The sequence below is a fragment of the Streptomyces sp. ITFR-6 genome (assembly GCF_031844725.1).
GTDB lineage: Bacteria > Actinomycetota > Actinomycetes > Streptomycetales > Streptomycetaceae > Streptomyces.
The window spans coordinates 2,850,380-2,867,737 of sequence record NZ_CP134612.1; the positions used below are offsets into that span (position 1 = coordinate 2,850,380).

The 17,358-nt window shown below is 70.6% G+C and carries 14 protein-coding genes; 8 read left to right on the plus strand and 6 right to left on the minus strand.

Going from position 1 to position 17,358, the window contains the following annotated elements; translation table 11 throughout:
- Positions 1–332: 332 nt before the first annotated feature.
- On the plus strand, positions 333–2,249 hold the full coding sequence (locus tag RLT59_RS12600) for a SpoIIE family protein phosphatase (RefSeq protein ID WP_311303491.1): 1,917 nt from the start codon (positions 333–335) through the stop codon (positions 2,247–2,249).
- 148 nt (positions 2,250–2,397) lie between these two features.
- Here RLT59_RS12600 and RLT59_RS12605 read toward each other — a convergent pair whose 3' ends face one another.
- Positions 2,398–4,692, minus strand: a complete 2,295-nt coding sequence (locus RLT59_RS12605; protein ID WP_311303492.1) for a transglycosylase domain-containing protein — start codon at positions 4,690–4,692, stop codon at positions 2,398–2,400.
- A 222-nt stretch (positions 4,693–4,914) separates the two neighbouring features.
- Here RLT59_RS12605 and RLT59_RS12610 point away from each other — a divergent pair, with 222 nt between their 5' ends.
- From RLT59_RS12610 to RLT59_RS12630, 5 genes are all read left to right on the plus strand, one after another.
- Positions 4,915–5,886, plus strand: coding sequence for an SPFH domain-containing protein (locus RLT59_RS12610; protein WP_311303493.1), 972 nt, complete (start codon positions 4,915–4,917; stop codon positions 5,884–5,886).
- Entirely contained in the window at positions 5,883–6,125 is a 243-nt protein-coding gene (locus tag RLT59_RS12615; protein ID WP_311303494.1) for a type II toxin-antitoxin system antitoxin, read from the plus strand. The genes RLT59_RS12610 and RLT59_RS12615 overlap by 4 nt, the downstream gene beginning before the upstream one ends.
- 93 nt (positions 6,126–6,218) lie before the next feature.
- Entirely contained in the window at positions 6,219–6,743 is a 525-nt protein-coding gene (locus RLT59_RS12620) for a PadR family transcriptional regulator (protein ID WP_311303495.1), read from the plus strand.
- The gene (locus tag RLT59_RS12625) at positions 6,740–7,426 is read left to right on the plus strand and encodes an ABC transporter ATP-binding protein (protein WP_311303496.1); all 687 of its coding nucleotides are present in this window, start codon (positions 6,740–6,742) and stop codon (positions 7,424–7,426) included. Before RLT59_RS12620 ends, RLT59_RS12625 begins: the two co-directional genes overlap by 4 nt.
- Positions 7,423–9,813 carry an ABC transporter permease gene (locus RLT59_RS12630; RefSeq protein ID WP_311303497.1) on the plus strand — a complete coding sequence of 797 codons (2,391 nt, stop codon included), beginning with the start codon at positions 7,423–7,425 and terminating at the stop codon, positions 9,811–9,813. Before RLT59_RS12625 ends, RLT59_RS12630 begins: the two co-directional genes overlap by 4 nt.
- Positions 9,814–9,850: 37 nt before the next feature.
- Here RLT59_RS12630 and RLT59_RS12635 read toward each other — a convergent pair whose 3' ends face one another.
- Positions 9,851–10,816, minus strand: a complete 966-nt coding sequence (locus RLT59_RS12635; protein ID WP_399125307.1) for a hydrogen peroxide-inducible genes activator — start codon at positions 10,814–10,816, stop codon at positions 9,851–9,853.
- 132 nt (positions 10,817–10,948) lie between these two features.
- Between RLT59_RS12635 and RLT59_RS12640 the strand changes: the two genes are divergently transcribed.
- On the plus strand, positions 10,949–11,503 hold the full coding sequence (locus tag RLT59_RS12640; protein ID WP_073744729.1) for a peroxiredoxin: 555 nt from the start codon (positions 10,949–10,951) through the stop codon (positions 11,501–11,503).
- A 12-nt stretch (positions 11,504–11,515) separates the two neighbouring features.
- Positions 11,516–12,049, plus strand: a complete 534-nt coding sequence (locus RLT59_RS12645; RefSeq protein ID WP_018550318.1) for an alkyl hydroperoxide reductase — start codon at positions 11,516–11,518, stop codon at positions 12,047–12,049.
- A 90-nt stretch (positions 12,050–12,139) separates the two neighbouring features.
- Here the strand turns inward: RLT59_RS12645 and RLT59_RS12650 are convergent, their stop codons facing one another.
- The 4 genes from RLT59_RS12650 to RLT59_RS12665 all read right to left on the minus strand — a co-directional run bounded on the left by RLT59_RS12650 (position 12,140) and on the right by RLT59_RS12665 (position 17,238).
- Entirely contained in the window at positions 12,140–13,555 is a 1,416-nt protein-coding gene (locus RLT59_RS12650; RefSeq protein ID WP_311303498.1) for an AI-2E family transporter, read from the minus strand.
- A gap of 152 nt (positions 13,556–13,707) precedes the next feature.
- Entirely contained in the window at positions 13,708–14,418 is a 711-nt protein-coding gene (locus tag RLT59_RS12655) for an aggregation-promoting factor C-terminal-like domain-containing protein (RefSeq protein ID WP_311303499.1), read from the minus strand.
- Between the two features lie 390 nt (positions 14,419–14,808).
- Positions 14,809–16,131 carry an RNA 5'-3' helicase PhoH2 gene (locus RLT59_RS12660; protein ID WP_073736709.1) on the minus strand — a complete coding sequence of 441 codons (1,323 nt, stop codon included), beginning with the start codon at positions 16,129–16,131 and terminating at the stop codon, positions 14,809–14,811.
- Positions 16,132–16,476: 345 nt separating this feature from the next.
- Positions 16,477–17,238, minus strand: a complete 762-nt coding sequence (locus RLT59_RS12665; RefSeq protein WP_024492153.1) for an isoprenyl transferase — start codon at positions 17,236–17,238, stop codon at positions 16,477–16,479.
- Positions 17,239–17,358 lie beyond the last annotated feature (120 nt).

A 17,358-nucleotide genomic window follows, 5' to 3' on the forward strand; every position in this document is an offset into this window, starting at 1 on the left:
GCCCACCCCACCCCCCGGGCGCCACAGACGAGCTGACCGTAAATCATCGAGTCATCGCACTGGTTGCACGTTTCATGACCGCATCAGTCGTATGAGTCGCACGAGTTGCCCGCATCGCATGAGCCACTACGAGGGGGTGGAGACGTGCACACTGTCCGCCGCTCCACCGCCGAAGACGTTGCCACCGCCGCCGTTCGCGGACGTCCGGTTTCGGCCCGGCGTTCCGGGGCATGCGGTGTCAGCCGTTGTGATTGCCGCTCATGCCGGGGCACAGTAGCGCCCCACAAGGTGATTGCCTCATACAACCGGCCCGGACGGACGGAACCCCAAGCGTGACGGAGCACCCCACCTCCCACGAAGGCCGGCAGCCTCTCGCCGCCCGGCCGCAGGAACGCGCCCGGCCCCGGCAGCGGGATGCCGCCGCCGCGGCCGCCGCGGCCGCCTCCGCGATCCCCGGCCCCGCCAAGGGCCCCGGTCCAGCCGCCGCCGGATCAGGCCCGGCGGCCGGCCCGGACCCGCAGGCGGCGGCCCGCCGCGAGGGCGACCGGCTGCGCTTCGTGGGTGCCGCGACCCGCCGGATCGCCCGCGGGATAGATCTGGACGAGATCGTGCTGGGCCTGTGCCGGGCCAGCGTGCCGACGTTCTCCGACGCCATACTCGTCTACCTCCGCGACCCGCTGCCGGTCGGCGACGAGCGCCCCGTCCACCCGTTCGTGCTGCGGCTGCGCCGCTCCGACCGACTGCGGCTGAGCGACGAACTCCCCGACGGGCTGCCGGAGAGCGAGCGGCTCCGGCCGGCCGTCATCGATCCGCAGACCGATCTGACGCCCGCCGCCGAACTGTGCGAGGTCCGGCCCGGCGGTGCGCTGGCCGAGGTGCTGCGCGGGGTGCGGCCGGTCTTCGGTGACTCCGCCGCGGCCCGCGCCGCCCTGCCCGAGCTGCTCGGCGCCGGACGCACCGTGCCGTCCGGGCACCGGGCGATCCTGGCCCCGCTGCGCGGCCGGCGCCGGGTGATCGGCGCGGCGGTCTTCCTGCGCGGCACCGAGCGCCCGCCGTTCGAGGCCAACGACCTGCTGGTCGCGGCCCAGCTGGCGACGCACACCGCGCTCGGCATCGACAAGGCCGTGCTGTACGGGCGCGAGGCCTACATCGCGGACGAGCTCCAGCGCACCATGCTGCCCGACTCGCTGCCGCAGCCCACCGGGGTCCGGCTCGCCTCCCGCTATCTGCCGGCCGCGGAGACGGCCCGGGTCGGCGGCGACTGGTACGACGCGATCCCGCTGCCCGGCAGCCGGGTCGCCCTGGTCGTGGGCGACGTCATGGGCCACTCCATGACCTCCGCCGCGATCATGGGCCAGCTCCGCACCACCGCGCAGACCCTGGCCGGGCTCGACCTGCCGCCGCAGGAGGTGCTGCACCACCTCGACGAGCAGGCCCAGCGGCTCGGCAGCGACCGCATGGCGACCTGCCTGTACGCGGTGTACGACCCCGTCGCGCACCGCATCACCATCGCCAACGCCGGCCACCCGCCGCCCGTGCTGCTCCACCTCGGCGGCCGCGCCGAGGTGCTGCGGGTACCGCCGGGGGCCCCGATCGGCGTCGGCGGGGTGGACTTCGAGGCCGTCGAGCTGGACGCGCCCGCGGGCGCCACGCTGCTCCTCTACACCGACGGACTGGTCGAGTCGCGGCTCCGGGACGTGTGGACGGGCATCGAGCAGCTCCGCGAGCGGCTCGCCACCACCGCCCGGCTGACCGGTCCCGACCACTCGCCGCCGCTGGAGGCCCTCTGCGACGACGTGCTGGACATGCTCGGCCCCGGCGACCGGGACGACGACATCGCGCTGCTCGCCGCCCGTTTCGACGGGATCGCGCCGAGCGACGTCGCGTACTGGTTCCTGGAGCCGGAGGACTCGGCCCCGGGCCGGGCCCGCAGGCTGGCCCGCCGCGCGCTCAGCCGCTGGGGCATGGAGGATCTCTCCGACTCGGTGGAGCTGCTGGTCAGCGAGGTGGTGACCAACGCCGTGCGGTACGCGGAGCGGCCGGTGACGCTGCGGCTGCTGCGGACCGACATCCTGCGCTGCGAGGTCGGGGACGACTCCCCGCAACTGCCCCGCCAGCGCCGCGCCCGCGACATGGACGAGGGCGGCCGTGGTCTGTTCCTGGTGAACCGACTGGCCCGGCGGTGGGGTGCGACGCGCCTGTCGACGGGCAAGGTCGTCTGGTTCGAGATGCCGACCCGGGGACAGTAGAAGCGGCGGCCGGTCCGAACATTTCCGGCCATCTCCTGGACGGTGTGAGCGGTCCGGTCCTGAACGCCGGAACGGGCGGTGTACGAGGAAGGCTCCTCGTACACCGCCCGTTCCGGCGTTCCGACGTTCCGGCGACCGGATCAGCGTGTCACTGCGTCAGGCTGTTGTCGCCGTTCGGCTGGTCGCCCCCGGGGTCCACCGGCACCTCCGCCGAGTCGCTGGGGTCCGGATCGGTCGACGGGTCAGGGGGCGGCGGGTCGCTCGTCGGGTCGTCCGACGGGGAGGCCGGCGGCGACGAGGACGTGCTCTCCTTCGGCGGATGGGACGACGCGGGCGGGCTGGACGGCGTGTGCGAGGGCGTGACCTCGTCCGAGGGCGAGGTGGTCGGGCTCGGGGTGGTGGACGGGCTCGGCGGGGTGACCGCGGCACCCATGTCGGTGTCGAGGTCGAACTCGCCCGGGTCGCCCATCGCCTGGGCGGTGAAGCTCGCCCAGATGTCGGCGGGGAAGCCGCCACCGTTGACCCGGCCGCCGCCGCCGGCGCCCTTCAGGGGCACCTGGGCGCCCTTGCCGACCTTCTTGCCGTCGTCACTCGTGCGGGGGTAGGCGGCCTCACCGAAGAGGCCCACCGAGGTGACCAGCCGGGGAGTGTAGCCGGTGAACCAGGCCGACTTGTTGTCGTCCGAGGTGCCGGTCTTGCCCGCGATCTGCTGGTCGGACAGTCCCTCCGCGTTGCGCACCGCCTCGTGGGCCGTACCGTCGTCGACCACACCGGTCAGCACGGAGGTCACGGAGTCCGCGGCCTGGCGCTTGATGACCTGGTCACCGATCGCGTCGGGCAGCTCGATCGGTGACTCGCCCTGCTTCTGGGCCGACTTCACGATCTGCGGCGTGACCTTCTTGCCGTGGTTGTCGAGGGTGGCGTAGACCCCGGCCATCTCCATCGGGCTCGCGCCCATGGAGCCGAGGGTCTGGGCCGGCACCGCGTCGAGCTTCTCCACATCCATGCCGAGCTTGCCCGCGGTCTGCATCACGCGGTCCATCCCGACGTCCACGCCCATCTGCGCGAAGACGGAGTTGATGGACTTGTTCATCGCGGTCTGGACGGTGACCTGGCCGTAGTTCTGGTCGTCCTCGTTCTCCGGCGCGAACGCGGTCTCGCTGCCCTGGACCGGGCGCTTGCTGGTGCCGTCGTAGCGGGTGTCGGCGGTGATCGGCTGGTCGTCCTGGGTCTGCGACTCCTGGTCGAGCGCCGCCGCGAGGATGACCGGCTTGAACGTGGAGGCGGGCTGGTAGTCGCGCCGGGTGGCGTTGGAGATGTAGTGCTCGGTCAGCCCGCGTCCGCCGTACATGGCGAGCACCCCGCCGGTCTTCGGGTCGACCGAGACCACGCCGGCCTGGACGTCCTGGTCGAGCTTGCGCCCCTTGGTGTCCAGCTTGTCGGTCAGCTTGGCCTTGACCGACTTCTCCAGCTCCCGCTGCTTCTTCTTGTCGATGTTGACGGTGATCGTCCAGCCGCCGGCGTCGAACTGCGCGTCGGTGATGTTCTCCTGCTTCTGCACCGCCGCGCGCGCCGCGGCGACGATGTAGCCCTTCTGGCCGGAGAGCCCCTCCGCCGGCTTCGGGGTCTGCGGGACCTTGAACTTCATCCCCTGGCGCTTGCCGGCGTCCAGCCAGTGCTGGTCGACCATGTTGTCCAGGACGTAGTTCCAGCGCTCCTTGACGAGCGCCTTCCCGTTGTCGCTGGCGACGGCCCAGTCGTACTGGCTCGGCGCCTGGAGCAGCGCCGCGAGGTAGGCACCCTCCGGGACGTCCAGGTCCTTGGCGTCCTTGTTGTAGTACGCCTGTGCCGCGGCCTGGATGCCGTAGGCGCCGCGGCCGTAGTAACTGGTGTTGATGTACCCGGCGAGGATCTCGCTCTTGCTTCGCTTCTGATCGACCTTCAGCGAGATGACCAGCTCTTTGAGCTTCCGGGTGACCGTCTGGTCGGCGTCGAGGTAGTAGTTCTTGACGTACTGCTGGGTGATGGTCGAGCCACCCTGCTTGCCCTTGCCGGACACGGTGTTGATCAGTCCGCGGGCGGTGCCCTTGAAGTCGACGCCGTGATCGTCGTAGAAGGACTTGTTCTCCGCGGCCACGAAGGTCCGCTGGACGTCCTTGGGGACCTCTGCGAGGCTGACGATCTCCCGGTTGACCTGTCCCGTGCGGGCCAGCAGTGTGCCGTCGGAGTACTTGTAGACGTTGGACTGGAGCTTGGCCTGTGCGTTGCCTTCCGGCACCTGCACGACCATGTAGAGCACGGCGAACGCGCCCATGCCCAGCAGGCAGACGCCCAGAGCGGCGCCCAGTAGTTTTCGCCAGGTGAAGAGTCTGCGTATGCCGCCGCTCTTCACGGCCCGCCGCGACCCGCGCCGCTGGGCTCGTCGCGCATCCGCTCGACCCATTGCTGTGTTGCTCCCGTTTCTCTGCTCGACCGGATCAGCCCGGACCAGCCAGCTAACACCGTTGGCAAGGACAGAAAGCCAACGATCCAGCCTTTTCCGGACGTGACAATCAGCACCCGCTTTCAAGGGAACCGACTCATGAGAGGTGCGCAGGGTTGCCACGTGGGTTAATGTGTAATCACATTGCTAGCGATGAGCTAGCCCACGCAAACGGGGGATTTCATGACTGATCCACACGTCCCGGCCACGCCCGCCACGCCGTCGGCCGACCTCACACCGGACGCGCCGCAGATGCCGGAACCGCAGGTCCGGGAGACGACGGCGCACAGCATCCCGGGCGGCATCGGCCTGCTGCTGACGGTGATCGGAGTGATCGTCGGCGTCGGTCTCGCCATCGTCGGCGGCATCGTCGGGTCGAACGGGAACAACGGCGTCGGCATCCCGGTCTGCATCCTCGGGGTGCTGCTCGCGATCGTCTCGTTCTTCTGCATGGGCGGTGTGAAGATGGTCGCACCGGGCGAGGCACGGGTCATCCAGCTCTTCGGCCGGCACGTGGGCACGATCCGCGCCGACGGTCTGCGCTGGATCAACCCGCTGACCTCCAGCCGCAAGATCTCCACCCGGGTCCGCAACCACGAGACCGCGGTCCTCAAGGTCAACGACGCCTACGGCAACCCGATCGAGCTTGCCGCGATCGTCGTCTGGAAGGTCGAGGACACCGCACAGGCGCTCTTCGAGGTCGACGACTTCCTGGAGTTCGTCGCCACCCAGACCGAGTCGGCCGTCCGGCACATCGCGATCGAGTACCCGTACGACGCCCATGACGAGGGCGGCCTCTCACTGCGGGGCAACGCGGAGGAGATCACCGAGAAGCTGGCCGTGGAGCTGACCGCACGGGTGCAGGCGGCGGGCGTCCGGATCATCGAGTCCCGCTTCAGCCACCTCGCGTACGCCCCCGAGATCGCCTCCGCGATGCTCCAGCGCCAGCAGGCCGGCGCGGTCGTCGCGGCCCGGCAGCAGATCGTGGAGGGCGCCGTGGGCATGGTCGAGATGGCGCTCACCCGGATCGCGGAGCAGGACATCGTCGAGCTCGACCCGGAACGGAAGGCGGCCATGGTGAGCAACCTGATGGTGGTGCTGTGCGGTGACCGGGCGGTGCAGCCGGTCCTCAATACGGGCACGCTCTACCAGTGACCGATCAATCGCCGCGGCGCAGGCCGCAACAGCCGCAGCAGCGCAAGCAGATGCTGCTGCGGCTGGACCCAGCGGTACACGACGCGCTGGCGCGCTGGGCGTCGGACGAACTGCGCAGCGCGAACGCGCAGATCGAGTTCCTGCTGCGGCGGGCCCTCGCGGAGGCGGGGCGGCTGCCGGGCGGGGCGGCGCCGATCCCGCGCCGGGGGCGGCCACCGAAGGCCCCCGGCCCGCAGTGACCCCCCGGGGACCCGGACGTCCGGGCCCCCGGCTCCGCGTCGCGGCAAGGGTGGTATACACAGCAGGTATACACACCGTGTACAGTGCTCCGCATGTCTATCGGCCACACCCTGCTCGGGCTCCTTGAGTCCGGCCCCCGCCACGGTTACGACCTCAAGCGGACGTTCGACGAGAAGTTCGGTCACGACCGCCCGCTGCACTACGGACAGGTCTACTCGACCATGTCCCGGCTCCTCAAGAACGGCCTCGTGGAGGTCGACGGCGTGGAGGCCGGCGGCGGCCCCGAGCGCAAGCGCTACGCCATCACCGACGCCGGCATCACCGATGTCGCCGCCTGGCTGGCGCAGCCGGAGAAGCCGGAGCCGTACCTCCAGTCGACCCTGTACACCAAGGTCGTGCTGGCCATGCTCACCGGCCGCAGCGCCGCCGACGTGCTGGACGCCCAGCGCTCCGAGCACCTGCGCCTGATGCGCATCCTCACCGACCGCAAGCGCCGGGGCGACCTCGCCGACCAGCTGATCTGCGACCACGCCCTGCTCCACCTCGAAGCGGATCTGCGCTGGCTGGAACTGACCGCCGCACGGCTCGACAAGCTCGCGGAGGTGGTGGCCCCGTGACCCCCGCCGGCTCCCTGCTCACCGCGCACGACCTGCACAAGACCTACGGCTCGACCCCGGCGCTCGACGGCGCCTCCTTCTCCGTCCACCCCGGCGAGGTCGTCGCCGTGATGGGCCCCTCCGGCTCCGGCAAGTCCACCCTGCTGCACTGCCTCGCCGGAATCATCACCCCCGACTCCGGGACCATCACCTACGCCGGCCGCGAGCTGTCCGCGATGTCCGACGCCGAGCGCAGCGCCCTGCGCCGCAGCGAGTTCGGCTTCGTGTTCCAGTTCGGCCAGCTCGTCCCCGAGCTGACCTGTGTGGAGAACGTGGCCCTGCCGCTCCGGCTGAACGGCACCCGGCGCAAAGCCGCGGAGCGCACCGCCCTGGAGTGGATGGAGCGCCTGGAGGTCGACGACCTCGGCGCCAAGCGCCCCGGCGAGGTCTCCGGCGGCCAGGGCCAGCGCGTCGCCGTGGCCCGTGCGCTCGCCGCCTCCCCGAAGGTGATCTTCGCGGACGAGCCGACCGGCGCCCTGGACTCCCTCAACGGTGAGCGCGTCATGCAGCTGCTCACCGAGGCGGCCAGGTCCGCCGGTGTCGCCGTGGTCCTGGTGACCCACGAGGCCCGCGTCGCCGCCTACTCCGACCGCGATGTCACCGTGCGCGACGGCCGGGCCCGCGACATGGAGCACGCCGTATGACGCTGCTCGACGAGAAGAGGACGGCCGGCCCGGTGCCCCCTCCGGAGGCCCCCTCCCGTACCGCTCCCTGGCTGCGCGACCTCGCGCTCGGCATCAGGTTCGCCGCCGCCGGCGGCCGTGAGGGCTGGGTCCGCACCCTGCTCACCGCCGTCGGCGTGGGGATCGGCGTGGCCCTCCTGCTCACCGCGGCCTCCGTGCCGCACATGCTCGACGAACGGTCCGCCCGGGACCAGGCCCGCTCCGAGACCAGGATCTCCGAGTCCCCCGACGCCTCCGCGAAGAAGTCGGACGACTCGGTCCTGCGGATCGAGGCGAGCACCGAGTTCCGCGACCGCTCCATCACGGGCTTCCTCATGCGCGCCGACGGCGCCCACCCGGTCGTCCCGCCGGGCATCACCGCCCTGCCCGCCCCCGGCGAGATGGTGGTCTCCCCCGCGCTCGGAGAACTCCTCGACTCCCCGCACAGCGCACTGCTCAGGGAGCGGCTGCCGTACAAGGTGACCGGCACGATCGCGGACGCGGGGCTGCGCTCACCGGGCGAGCTGTGGTTCTACGCCGGCAGCTCCACCCTGACCAGTGCCTCCGGCGGCCACCGGATCGCCGGGTACGGCAACCCGGGGCCGTCCGATCCGCTGCCCCCGATACTCATCGTGCTGGTCATCATGATCTGCGTGGTGCTGCTGGCTCCGGTGGCCATCTTCATCGCCACCGCCGTGCGCTTCGGCGGCGACCGCCGCGACCGCCGGCTGGCCGCCCTGCGGCTGGTCGGTACGGACATCCGGATGACCCGCCGGATCGCGGCCGGTGAGGCGTTGTTCGGCTCGGTGCTCGGCCTTCTCATCGGGCTGGCCGTGTTCCTGGTGGGGCGCCAGTTCGTCGGCCACGTCGAGGTCTGGGACGCCAGCGCCTTCCCCTCCGACCTGGCCCCCGACGCCCGGCTGTGTGTGGTGATCGCCCTCGCGGTGCCGCTCACCGCGGTGCTCGTCACCCTGGGAGCCATGCGCTCCGTGGTCATCGAGCCGCTCGGCGTCGTACGCAACAGCCGAGGCCGCAAGCGCCGCCTCTGGTGGCGGCTGCTGCTGCCGGTCGCCGGACTCGCGGTCTTCGCGTTCTCCGGCAAGATCGATGAGTACGGCCCCGTCAACCCGTATCCGGTCGCCGGAGGCGCGGTGCTGGTGCTGGTCGGTCTGGCCCTGCTCCTGCCCTGGCTGGTCGAGGCCTGCGTCAAGCGGCTGCGCGGCGGACCGATTCCCTGGCAGCTGGCCACCCGGCGGCTCCAGCTGAGCAGCGGGGCGGCCTCCCGCGCGGTCAGCGGCGTCACCGTCGCCGTGGCCGGTGCGGTGGCCCTGCAGATGCTGTTCGCCGCGATGAACGACGACTTCAACAGGATCACCGGCCAGGACCCGTCCCGCGCCCAGTTCTACAGCCGGTCCGAGATCGTCAGGGGCGACGCCGCCCTGCACAGCATCAAGGAGTTCCGCGCCACCAAGGGCGTCGTCCAGGTCATCGGCACGGTCGAGGCGTACGCGACCAAGCCGGGGAAGTACAAGGACGACGACATCCAGCCCACCACCTCGTTCACCGTCGGGGACTGCGCGACCCTGCGCGAGCTGGCCCGGATCACGTCCTGCCGGGACGGCGACACCTTCGTCGCCCACCCCGAGGACAAGGGGCAGGCGGACTGGGTCGACCAGACCGCCCGCAAGGGCAAGGTGGTCGAGTTCGACTCCTACAGCAGCAAGACGCTGCGCTGGACCCTGCCGGCCGACTCCCCGACCGTCGCGGCCCGGACCGACCCGATGGGCGAGGAACACTCGGGCATCCTGGTCACTCCGGGAGCCGTCGACGCACGGACCCTGCCGGGAGCCTCGACCGTCTCGCAGATCCGCATCGACGAAGACGTCCCGGACGCCGCCGAGTACGTACGCAACACAGCGGCGCGGCTCGACCCCGGGATGCGTCTGGCCACCCTGAACTCGGTCGAGCGCGACCGGCAGTACGCGAGCATCCAGACCGGTCTCCAGCTCGGCGCGACCGCCACGCTGCTGCTGATCGCCGCGTCCATGCTGGTCTCCCAGCTGGAACAGCTGCGTGAGCGCAAGCGGCTGCTGTCGGTCCTGGTCGCCTTCGGCACCCGGCGGACCACGCTGGGCTGGTCGGTGCTGTGGCAGACCGCGGTCCCGGTGGTGATCGGGCTCGCGGTGGCGGTGGCGGGCGGAGTCGCCCTCGGCGCCACCCTGTGCTGGATGGTCGGCAAGGAGGTGACCGGCTGGTGGCTGTTCCTGCCGCTGGCGGGCGCGGGCGCGGCCCTCATCCTCCTGGTCACCCTGCTCTCCCTGCCGGCGCTGTGGCGCATGATGCGCCCCAGCGGACTGCGCAGCGAGTAGCGGCCCGGCCCGACGGCCGGCCGGCCGGACCCCTGACTCAGGTCCGGCCGGCCGTCGCCACGCGTACCGGCAGTGCCGCCATCGCCCCGCGCAGGGCCGCCGCGAACTCCTCGAACTCCTCGTGCCGGGCCGCCCCCGTCCGCATGCCCAGCGCGACCCGCCGGGCGGGCGCCGGCTCCGCGAAGTACCCGGTGGTGAGCGCCTCGTTGCGGGCGGTCTCGACCGTCACCGCGGTGCGCGGCAGTAGCGTCACCCCGAGCCCGCCGGCCACGAGCTGCACCAGGGTGGAGAGCCCGGCGGCGGTCGTGGTGACCGGCGCGCCCTCGGTACGGCCCGCCTCCCGGCAGATGTCGAGCGCCTGGTCGCGCAGGCAGTGCCCCTCGTCGAGCAGCAGCAGCGGCAGCTCCCTGAGCGCCTCGCGCGGGATGTCGGCCCGCCCGCCGAGCCAGTGGCTGCGCTCCATGACCAGGACGAAGTCCTCCTCGAAGAGCGGGATTTCGCTCACCCCGGGCACCCCGAGAGGCACCGCGAGCAGCAGCAGGTCGAGCCGCCCGGCCGCGAGCCCCTCCAGCAGCGAGGAGGTCTGCTCCTCGTGCACCTGGAGGTCGAGCTCCGGGTAGCGGTCGTGGACCAGCCGCAGCACGGTCGGCAGCAGGTAGGGGGCGACGGTCGGGATCACGCCGAGCCTGAGCACCCCGGTGAACGGCGCCCGTACCGCCTCTGCCTCCTCCATCAGCTCACCGACGGCCTCCAGCACGGCGCGGGCCCGTACCGCGAGCCGCTCCCCGGCGGGCGAGAGCAGTACCTTGCGCGTCGTACGCTCGATGAGCTGGACACCCAGTGCCTCCTCCAGCGCGGAGACGGCCCCGGAGAGCGCGGGCTGACTCATCCCGATTGCTGCCGCCGCGTCCCGGAAGTGCAGATGCTCCGCCACGGCGATGAAGGCGCGCAGCTGCGAGAGGCTGGGCTGTTTGGGCTGGTTGCCCTGGTTCATCTGCGCCACTGATAGGCACCTCCGATCATCCCGACCGAGTGTAGCTATTTCCGTGATCAATGCACTCTGTGCCAAGGTGGGCATCGTCCAACCCTCAGGAACACCCCCAAAAAGGGTCTTCCTACGCTGCAAGGAGAGCGCGTGCTCACTGTCGGTGACAAGTTCCCCGAGTTCGACCTGACCGCTTGTGTTTCGCTGGAGAGCGGCAAGGAGTTCGAGCAGATCAACCACAAGACCTACGAGGGTCAGTGGAAGATCGTCTTCGCGTGGCCGAAGGACTTCACGTTCGTCTGCCCCACGGAGATCGCCGCGTTCGGCAAGCTGAACGAGGAGTTCGCCGACCGTGACGCCCAGATCCTCGGCTTCTCCGGTGACTCCGAGTTCGTGCACCACGCCTGGCGCAAGGACCACCCGGACCTGACCGACCTGCCCTTCCCGATGCTGGCCGACTCCAAGCACGAGCTCATGCGTGACCTCGGCATCGAGGGCGAGGACGGCTTCGCGCAGCGCGCCGTCTTCATCGTCGACCAGAACAACGAGATCCAGTTCACGATGGTGACCGCCGGTTCCGTGGGCCGTAACCCCAAGGAGGTCCTGCGGGTCCTCGACGCCCTGCAGACCGACGAGCTGTGCCCCTGCAACTGGACCAAGGGCGAGAACACCCTGGACCCGGTCGCGCTCCTCTCGGGCGAGTGAGCTGACACCGATATGGCACTCGACGAACTGAAGGCCGCCGTTCCGGACTTCGCCAAGGACCTGAAGCTGAACCTCGGTTCGGTCATCGGGAACAGCGAACTGCCGCAGCAGCAGCTCTGGGGCACCGTCCTCGCCTGCGCGATCGCCTCGCGCTCGCCGAAGGTGCTGCGCGAGCTGGAGCCGGAGGCGAAGGCCAACCTCTCCGCGGAGGCGTACACCGCCGCGAAGTCGGCCGCCGCCATCATGGCGATGAACAACGTCTTCTACCGGACCCGGCACCTGCTGTCGGACCCCGAGTACGGGAACCTCCGCGCGGGCCTGCGGATGAACGTGATCGGCAAGCCGGGCGTGGAGAAGGTCGACTTCGAGCTGTGGTCGCTCGCCGTCTCCGCGATCAACGGCTGCGGCCAGTGCCTGGACTCCCACGAGCAGGTGCTGCGCAAGGCCGGCGTGGACCGTGAGACCATTCAGGAAGCCGTCAAGATCGCCTCGGTGATCCAGGCGGTCGGCGTGACCCTCGAAGCCGAGGCCGTCCTCGCCGAGTAACACCCGCGGTACCCATGAACGAGAAGGGCCCCGAGGACGACCGACCGTCCCCGGGGCCCTTCTTATGCGCCGGCTCACTCAGGTGCCGGCTCAGACATCCTTCCGCGCCTCCGCCACCGGCTCCTCCTCGCCGCCGTCGTCGGTCTCCTCCGGCGGCGATCCGGGGGCCGGGGTCGGCGCGGTGTCCAGGGCGGTCGCGCCGTGCGGCGGCGGCGAGTGGCGCCGGGCCTCCTCCTGCCCGTACGCGCGCAGATAGCCGACCACCGTATTGGTCACCGCGACCAGCGGCACCGCGACGACGGCGCCCCCGATGCCCGCGATCATGCCGCCGGCGGCGACCGAGAGCACCACCGCCAGCGGGTGCACGCGCACCGCGCGGCCCAGGATGAACGGCTGCAGGATGTGGCCCTCGATCTGCTGGACCGCGAGGACCACGGCCAGCACCAGCAGTGCCGTGAACACACCCTGGGTGACGAGGGCGACGACCACCGCCAGCGCCCCGGAGACCACCGCCCCGACGAGCGGGATGAAGGCGAACAGGAAGATGAAGACGGCCAGCGGCACGGCCAGCGGCACGTTGAGGAAGTAGATCCCGAGGCCGATGAAGATCGCGTCGATCAGCGCGACGATGACCGTGCCCCGCACATAGGCGGTCAGCGTGCGCCAGGCGCGCGGACCCGCTCCGGCGACACCCGGCCGCGCCTGCGCGGGCACGAGCTTCAGCACCCAGAGCCAGATGCGCTTGCCGTCGTACAGCAGGAAGAGCGTGGAGAACATCGCCAGCAGCATCCCGGTGAGGAACTCCACCATCACGGTGACGCCCTGGAGTCCGGCCGAGGTGATCGCCTCTGTGTTGGTGCCGACGGTGTCGCTCAGGTTCTTCGCGACATCGTTGATCTGCTTGTCGGTGACGTGGAACGGGCTGTCCAGCAGCCAGTTCTTCAGGTCCGCGATACCGGCCTGGACCTGGTCGGACAGCGAGTCCAGGTTGTCCATGACCTGCCACACCACGAACCAGCCGACCAGGCCCATGATCACGAAGCCCAGGACCGCGGTGCCCGCCGTGGCCAGCCCGCGCGGCAGCCCGGCCCGCCTCAGCCGCTCGACCGTCGGCTGGAGCATCGCGGTGACGAGCAGCGCGGCGGCGAACGCCAGCACCACCAGCTGCACCGCGCTGATGACCCGCATGAGCACCCACAGGGTGCCCGCGAGGACGAGCAGCCGCCAGCCCGCCTCCGCGGCGACCCGCATCCCCCAGGGGATCGCCGCGACCGGATCGGGGCGCGCGGCGACGTCGGGGGCGTACGCGGGCGGCGGCGGCACATGGTCCGCGGCGCCCGCCTCGGCCCCGCGCCCCGGCTCCGCGCCGGTCGTCACCGACGAGGCGTGCCCGGCCCTGTCGTGCTCGTCGTCGGCCTCGGCCTCGGCGCGACGTTCCTCCAGGCGCTCACCGATTTTGGTGAGTTCAGCCCCCAGCTGTCCGAGCCATCCCGGCAGTTTTGACATAACGGTTCCTCTACCCCCGTCCGCTCTCCCCACCGCTCCCTCCGGGAACGGTCCCGCATGACCGTACATGCGCGAAGCCCCCCACCGTAGGACGGCGAGGGGCTTCGAGGGGTTGAGAAAGAACCGGCGAGGGCTCCGGGCCGGACAGCTCCCTAGTACGACTGGTGCTGCAGCCAGAAGGACCAGGCGCCGCACGGGCTGCCGTAGCGGCCGTTCATGTAGCTGAGGCCCCACTTGATCTGGGTGGCCGGGTTGGTCTGCCAGTCGGCACCGGCGGACGCCATCTTCGAACCCGGGTACGCCTGGACGAGGCCGTAGGCGCCGGAGGACGGGTTGGTCGCCCGGTAGTTCCACGTCGACTCGTGGTTCACGATGTTGCTGAAGCACTGGAACTGGTCGGCGGGCACGATCTGCCGCGCCATGGCCTGGATCTCGGCCACGCTGTAAGAGCCCTGGACGGCGAACGAGCTGGCGCTGCGGACCTCGGACCGGCTGGCGCGGTCCGCCTTCTCCTGGCGCTCCTTCTCCTGGCGCTCCTTCTCCAGCTTGTCCTCGGCCGCCTGCTTCTTGGTCTTGGCGTCCTTGGCGGCCTGGATGCGGGCTGATTCCTCCGCGGACTTCTTCGCCGTCGCGTCGGCTGCGGACGCCTGGGCGTCGGCCTGCTGCGTCAGGGAAGCGGTCTGCACCTGGGCCTGCTGGCCCGCGGGGATGTCGGCGAGCAGCGTGGTGTCGGCTGCGGTGGCCTCGAAGTTGTTGTCGTCGACAGCAGGGGTACTGCCCGCTGCAACTCCCACGACGGCGCCTACGGTGGTTACCGCTGTGGCAGATGCCACAGCGAACCCCCGGACCGAGATCCGGCTCACACGGTGTCCTTCCAGCATCGCCCGCTTAGGTGACCTCGCGGGCGCAATCGTGCCCCTGACACTGGCCTCCCTACTGCTTGGGTCACGGGAGGCACGGGCCCGGTGGGCGGCTCCCCGGAGGGAGCGCCGCGTGGTACTCGCGGGCGGCATACGGACGGCGGTTGTTGAGTTGTGTGGTGCGTTGCACCTCTGGTGGTGCGGGTGTGCCGTATGCGGGGCCTGACGGAAGCAAGACTCTGCCGGAACGGGACGCCGCGAAGCAATTCTCTGTTGCGTGTGAAAGCTCACACCCCGTTTGGAGCAAGTGAATTACGGAATTGGCACCGGAACACAGTGCCGCCCGGCTAAGCTCCTTCGCTCGCCGGGCGGCACCAACTGTCGTATCCCGTGTCAGATCTGACCTTCCTCCAGCATTTCGGTCACCAGCGCGGCGATCGGCGAGCGCTCGGACCGGGTGAGCGTGGTGTGGGCGAAGAGCGGATGGCCCTTGAGCTTCTCGACCACGGCGACCACTCCGTCGTACCGGCCGACCCGGAGGTTGTCCCGCTGGGCCACGTCATGCGTGAGCACCACCCGCGAATTCGCCCCGATCCGGGACAACACGGTCAGCAGGACGTTCCGTTCGAGCGACTGGGCCTCGTCGACGATCACGAAGGCGTCGTGGAGGGACCGGCCGCGGATGTGGGTGAGCGGCAGCACCTCCAGCATCCCGCGCCCCAGGACCTCCTCGATGACCTCGCGCCCCGCGACCGCCGAGAGCGTGTCGAAGACGGCCTGTGCCCAGGGACCCATCTTCTCGGCCTCGGACCCGGGCAGATAGCCGAGGTCCTGCCCGCCGACCGCGTACAGCGGGCGGAAGACCATCACCTTCTTGTGCTGCCCCCGCTCCAGCACGGCCTCCAGACCTGCGCAGAGCGCCAGTGCGGACTTGCCGGTGCCGGCCCGGCCGCCGAGCGAGACGATGCCGACGTCCTGGTCCAGCAGCAGATCCAGCGCGATGCGCTGTTCGGCGCTGCGGCCGTGGATGCCGAAGGCCTCCCGGTCGCCCCGGACGAGCCGGACGTTGCCCTCCGGCGTCACCCGGCCGAGCGCCTTGCCGCGTTCGGACTGGAGCACCAGTCCGGTGTGCACCGGCAGATCGGCGGCCTCGGGGACGTACAGCGTCTCCTCGGAGAAGAGGAGGTCCACCTGCTCCGCGGAGAGGGACAGCTCGCCCATCCCCGTCCAGCCCGCGTCGGTGATGGCGAGTTCGGCGCGGTACTCCTCGGCGAGGAGGCCGACCGAAGAGGCCTTGATCCGGAGCGGCAGATCCTTGGAGACGACCGTGACGTCGTACCCCTCGGCCTGCAGATTGCGCGCTACCGCGAGAATCCGTGAGTCGTTGTCCCCCAACCGGTAGCCGGCGGGCAGTACGCCGGGATCGGAATGGTTGAGTTCGACGCGCAGCGTCCCGCCCAGATCCCCGAGGGGGATCGGGGCATCGAGCCGGCCGTACCGGACCCGGAAGTCGTCCAGCAGGCGCAGGGCCTGCCGGGCGAAATACCCCAGCTCCGGATGGTGCCGTTTGGCCTCCAGTTCCGTGACCACGACGACCGGGAGCACGACCTCGTGCTCGTCGAAGCGGGACATGGCGTTCGGATCGGCCAGCAGGACGCTGGTGTCGAGAACATAGGTGCGCCTGTCGGGCATGCGGCGCTTTGTGCTGGTCACCACGGAAGGACGTACCCCCTCGGACGAGGTTGGGGTGCGACGGCGTCGCGGAGCATCCCAAAGGGAGAGGACGGACCGGGCTTCGGCCACCTTGCGCGGGCCGAGCGCCGGCCCTCGACGTCAGCCGCACTGTATGTACGGTCCTTCGTGTGCAAAGGGCCTCCCGGGCGAGCGGACTCCATGCCGCTCACTTGGTGACGACATCCGCCTGGTTCCTGACCGGACGTCGACCTGTCAGGGGTATGCCCTCGAACACGCGAAGCCATGCCGACCGAACCGCTCAAGCCCGCCCTTGCTCCCCGGCATCACCTGTACGACGGTGGAGGCCGGCCGGGCGGAAACGCGGCGTCAGCCGCCGTAGCGGCGGTGCCGGGCCGCGTAGTCACGCAGGGCGCGCAGGAAGTCGACCCGGCGGAAGGCCGGCCAGAAGACCTCACAGAAGTAGTACTCCGAATGGGCGCTCTGCCAGAGCATGAAGCCCGACAGGCGCTGTTCCCCGCTGGTCCGGATCACCAGGTCCGGGTCGGGTTGGCCCCGGGTGTAGAGGTGCTCGGAGATCAGGTCGGTGGAGACGATCTCCGCCAGGTCCTCGAAGGAGGTGCCCTTGGCGGAGTGGTCGAGGAGCAGCGAGCGCACCGCGTCCGCGATCTCCTGACGGCCCCCGTAGCCGACGGCGACGTTGACCAGTATTCCGTCGACCCCGATCGTGGCCTGTTCGGCCTCCTTGAGGACCGTCTGGGTGTGTGCGGGCAGCAGGTCGAGCGTGCCGACGTGGTGGACCCGCCAGCGGCCGTCCGCGACGAGGTCGCGCACGGTGTTCTCGATGATGCCGAGGAGCGGGATGAGCTCGGACTCGGGCCGGTCGAAGTTGTCCGTGGAGAGCATCCAGAGCGTGACGACCTCGACGTCCGTCTCGCTGCACCAGCCGAGGAGCTCCTTGATCTTGTCCGCGCCCGCCTGGTGGCCCTCGGCGGCCGTGCCGCCGGAGGCCTTCGCCCAGCGCCGGTTCCCGTCGAGGATGACCCCGATGTGCTTGGGCACCTGGGCGTGATCGAGGCGGGCCTCCACCCGGCGGGCGTAGAGCCCGTACACCAGGTCGCGCAAGTTCACTGAGTCCACCTCTCGGTTCCGTGCGGGCCCGCCCGCCGCCTCGCCCGGGGCTGTCCCCTGGGGATCGTCGCACCGGTAGGGGGCCGATCGCCCCGCCGTGCCGTGGCAGTCCCGAAGCCG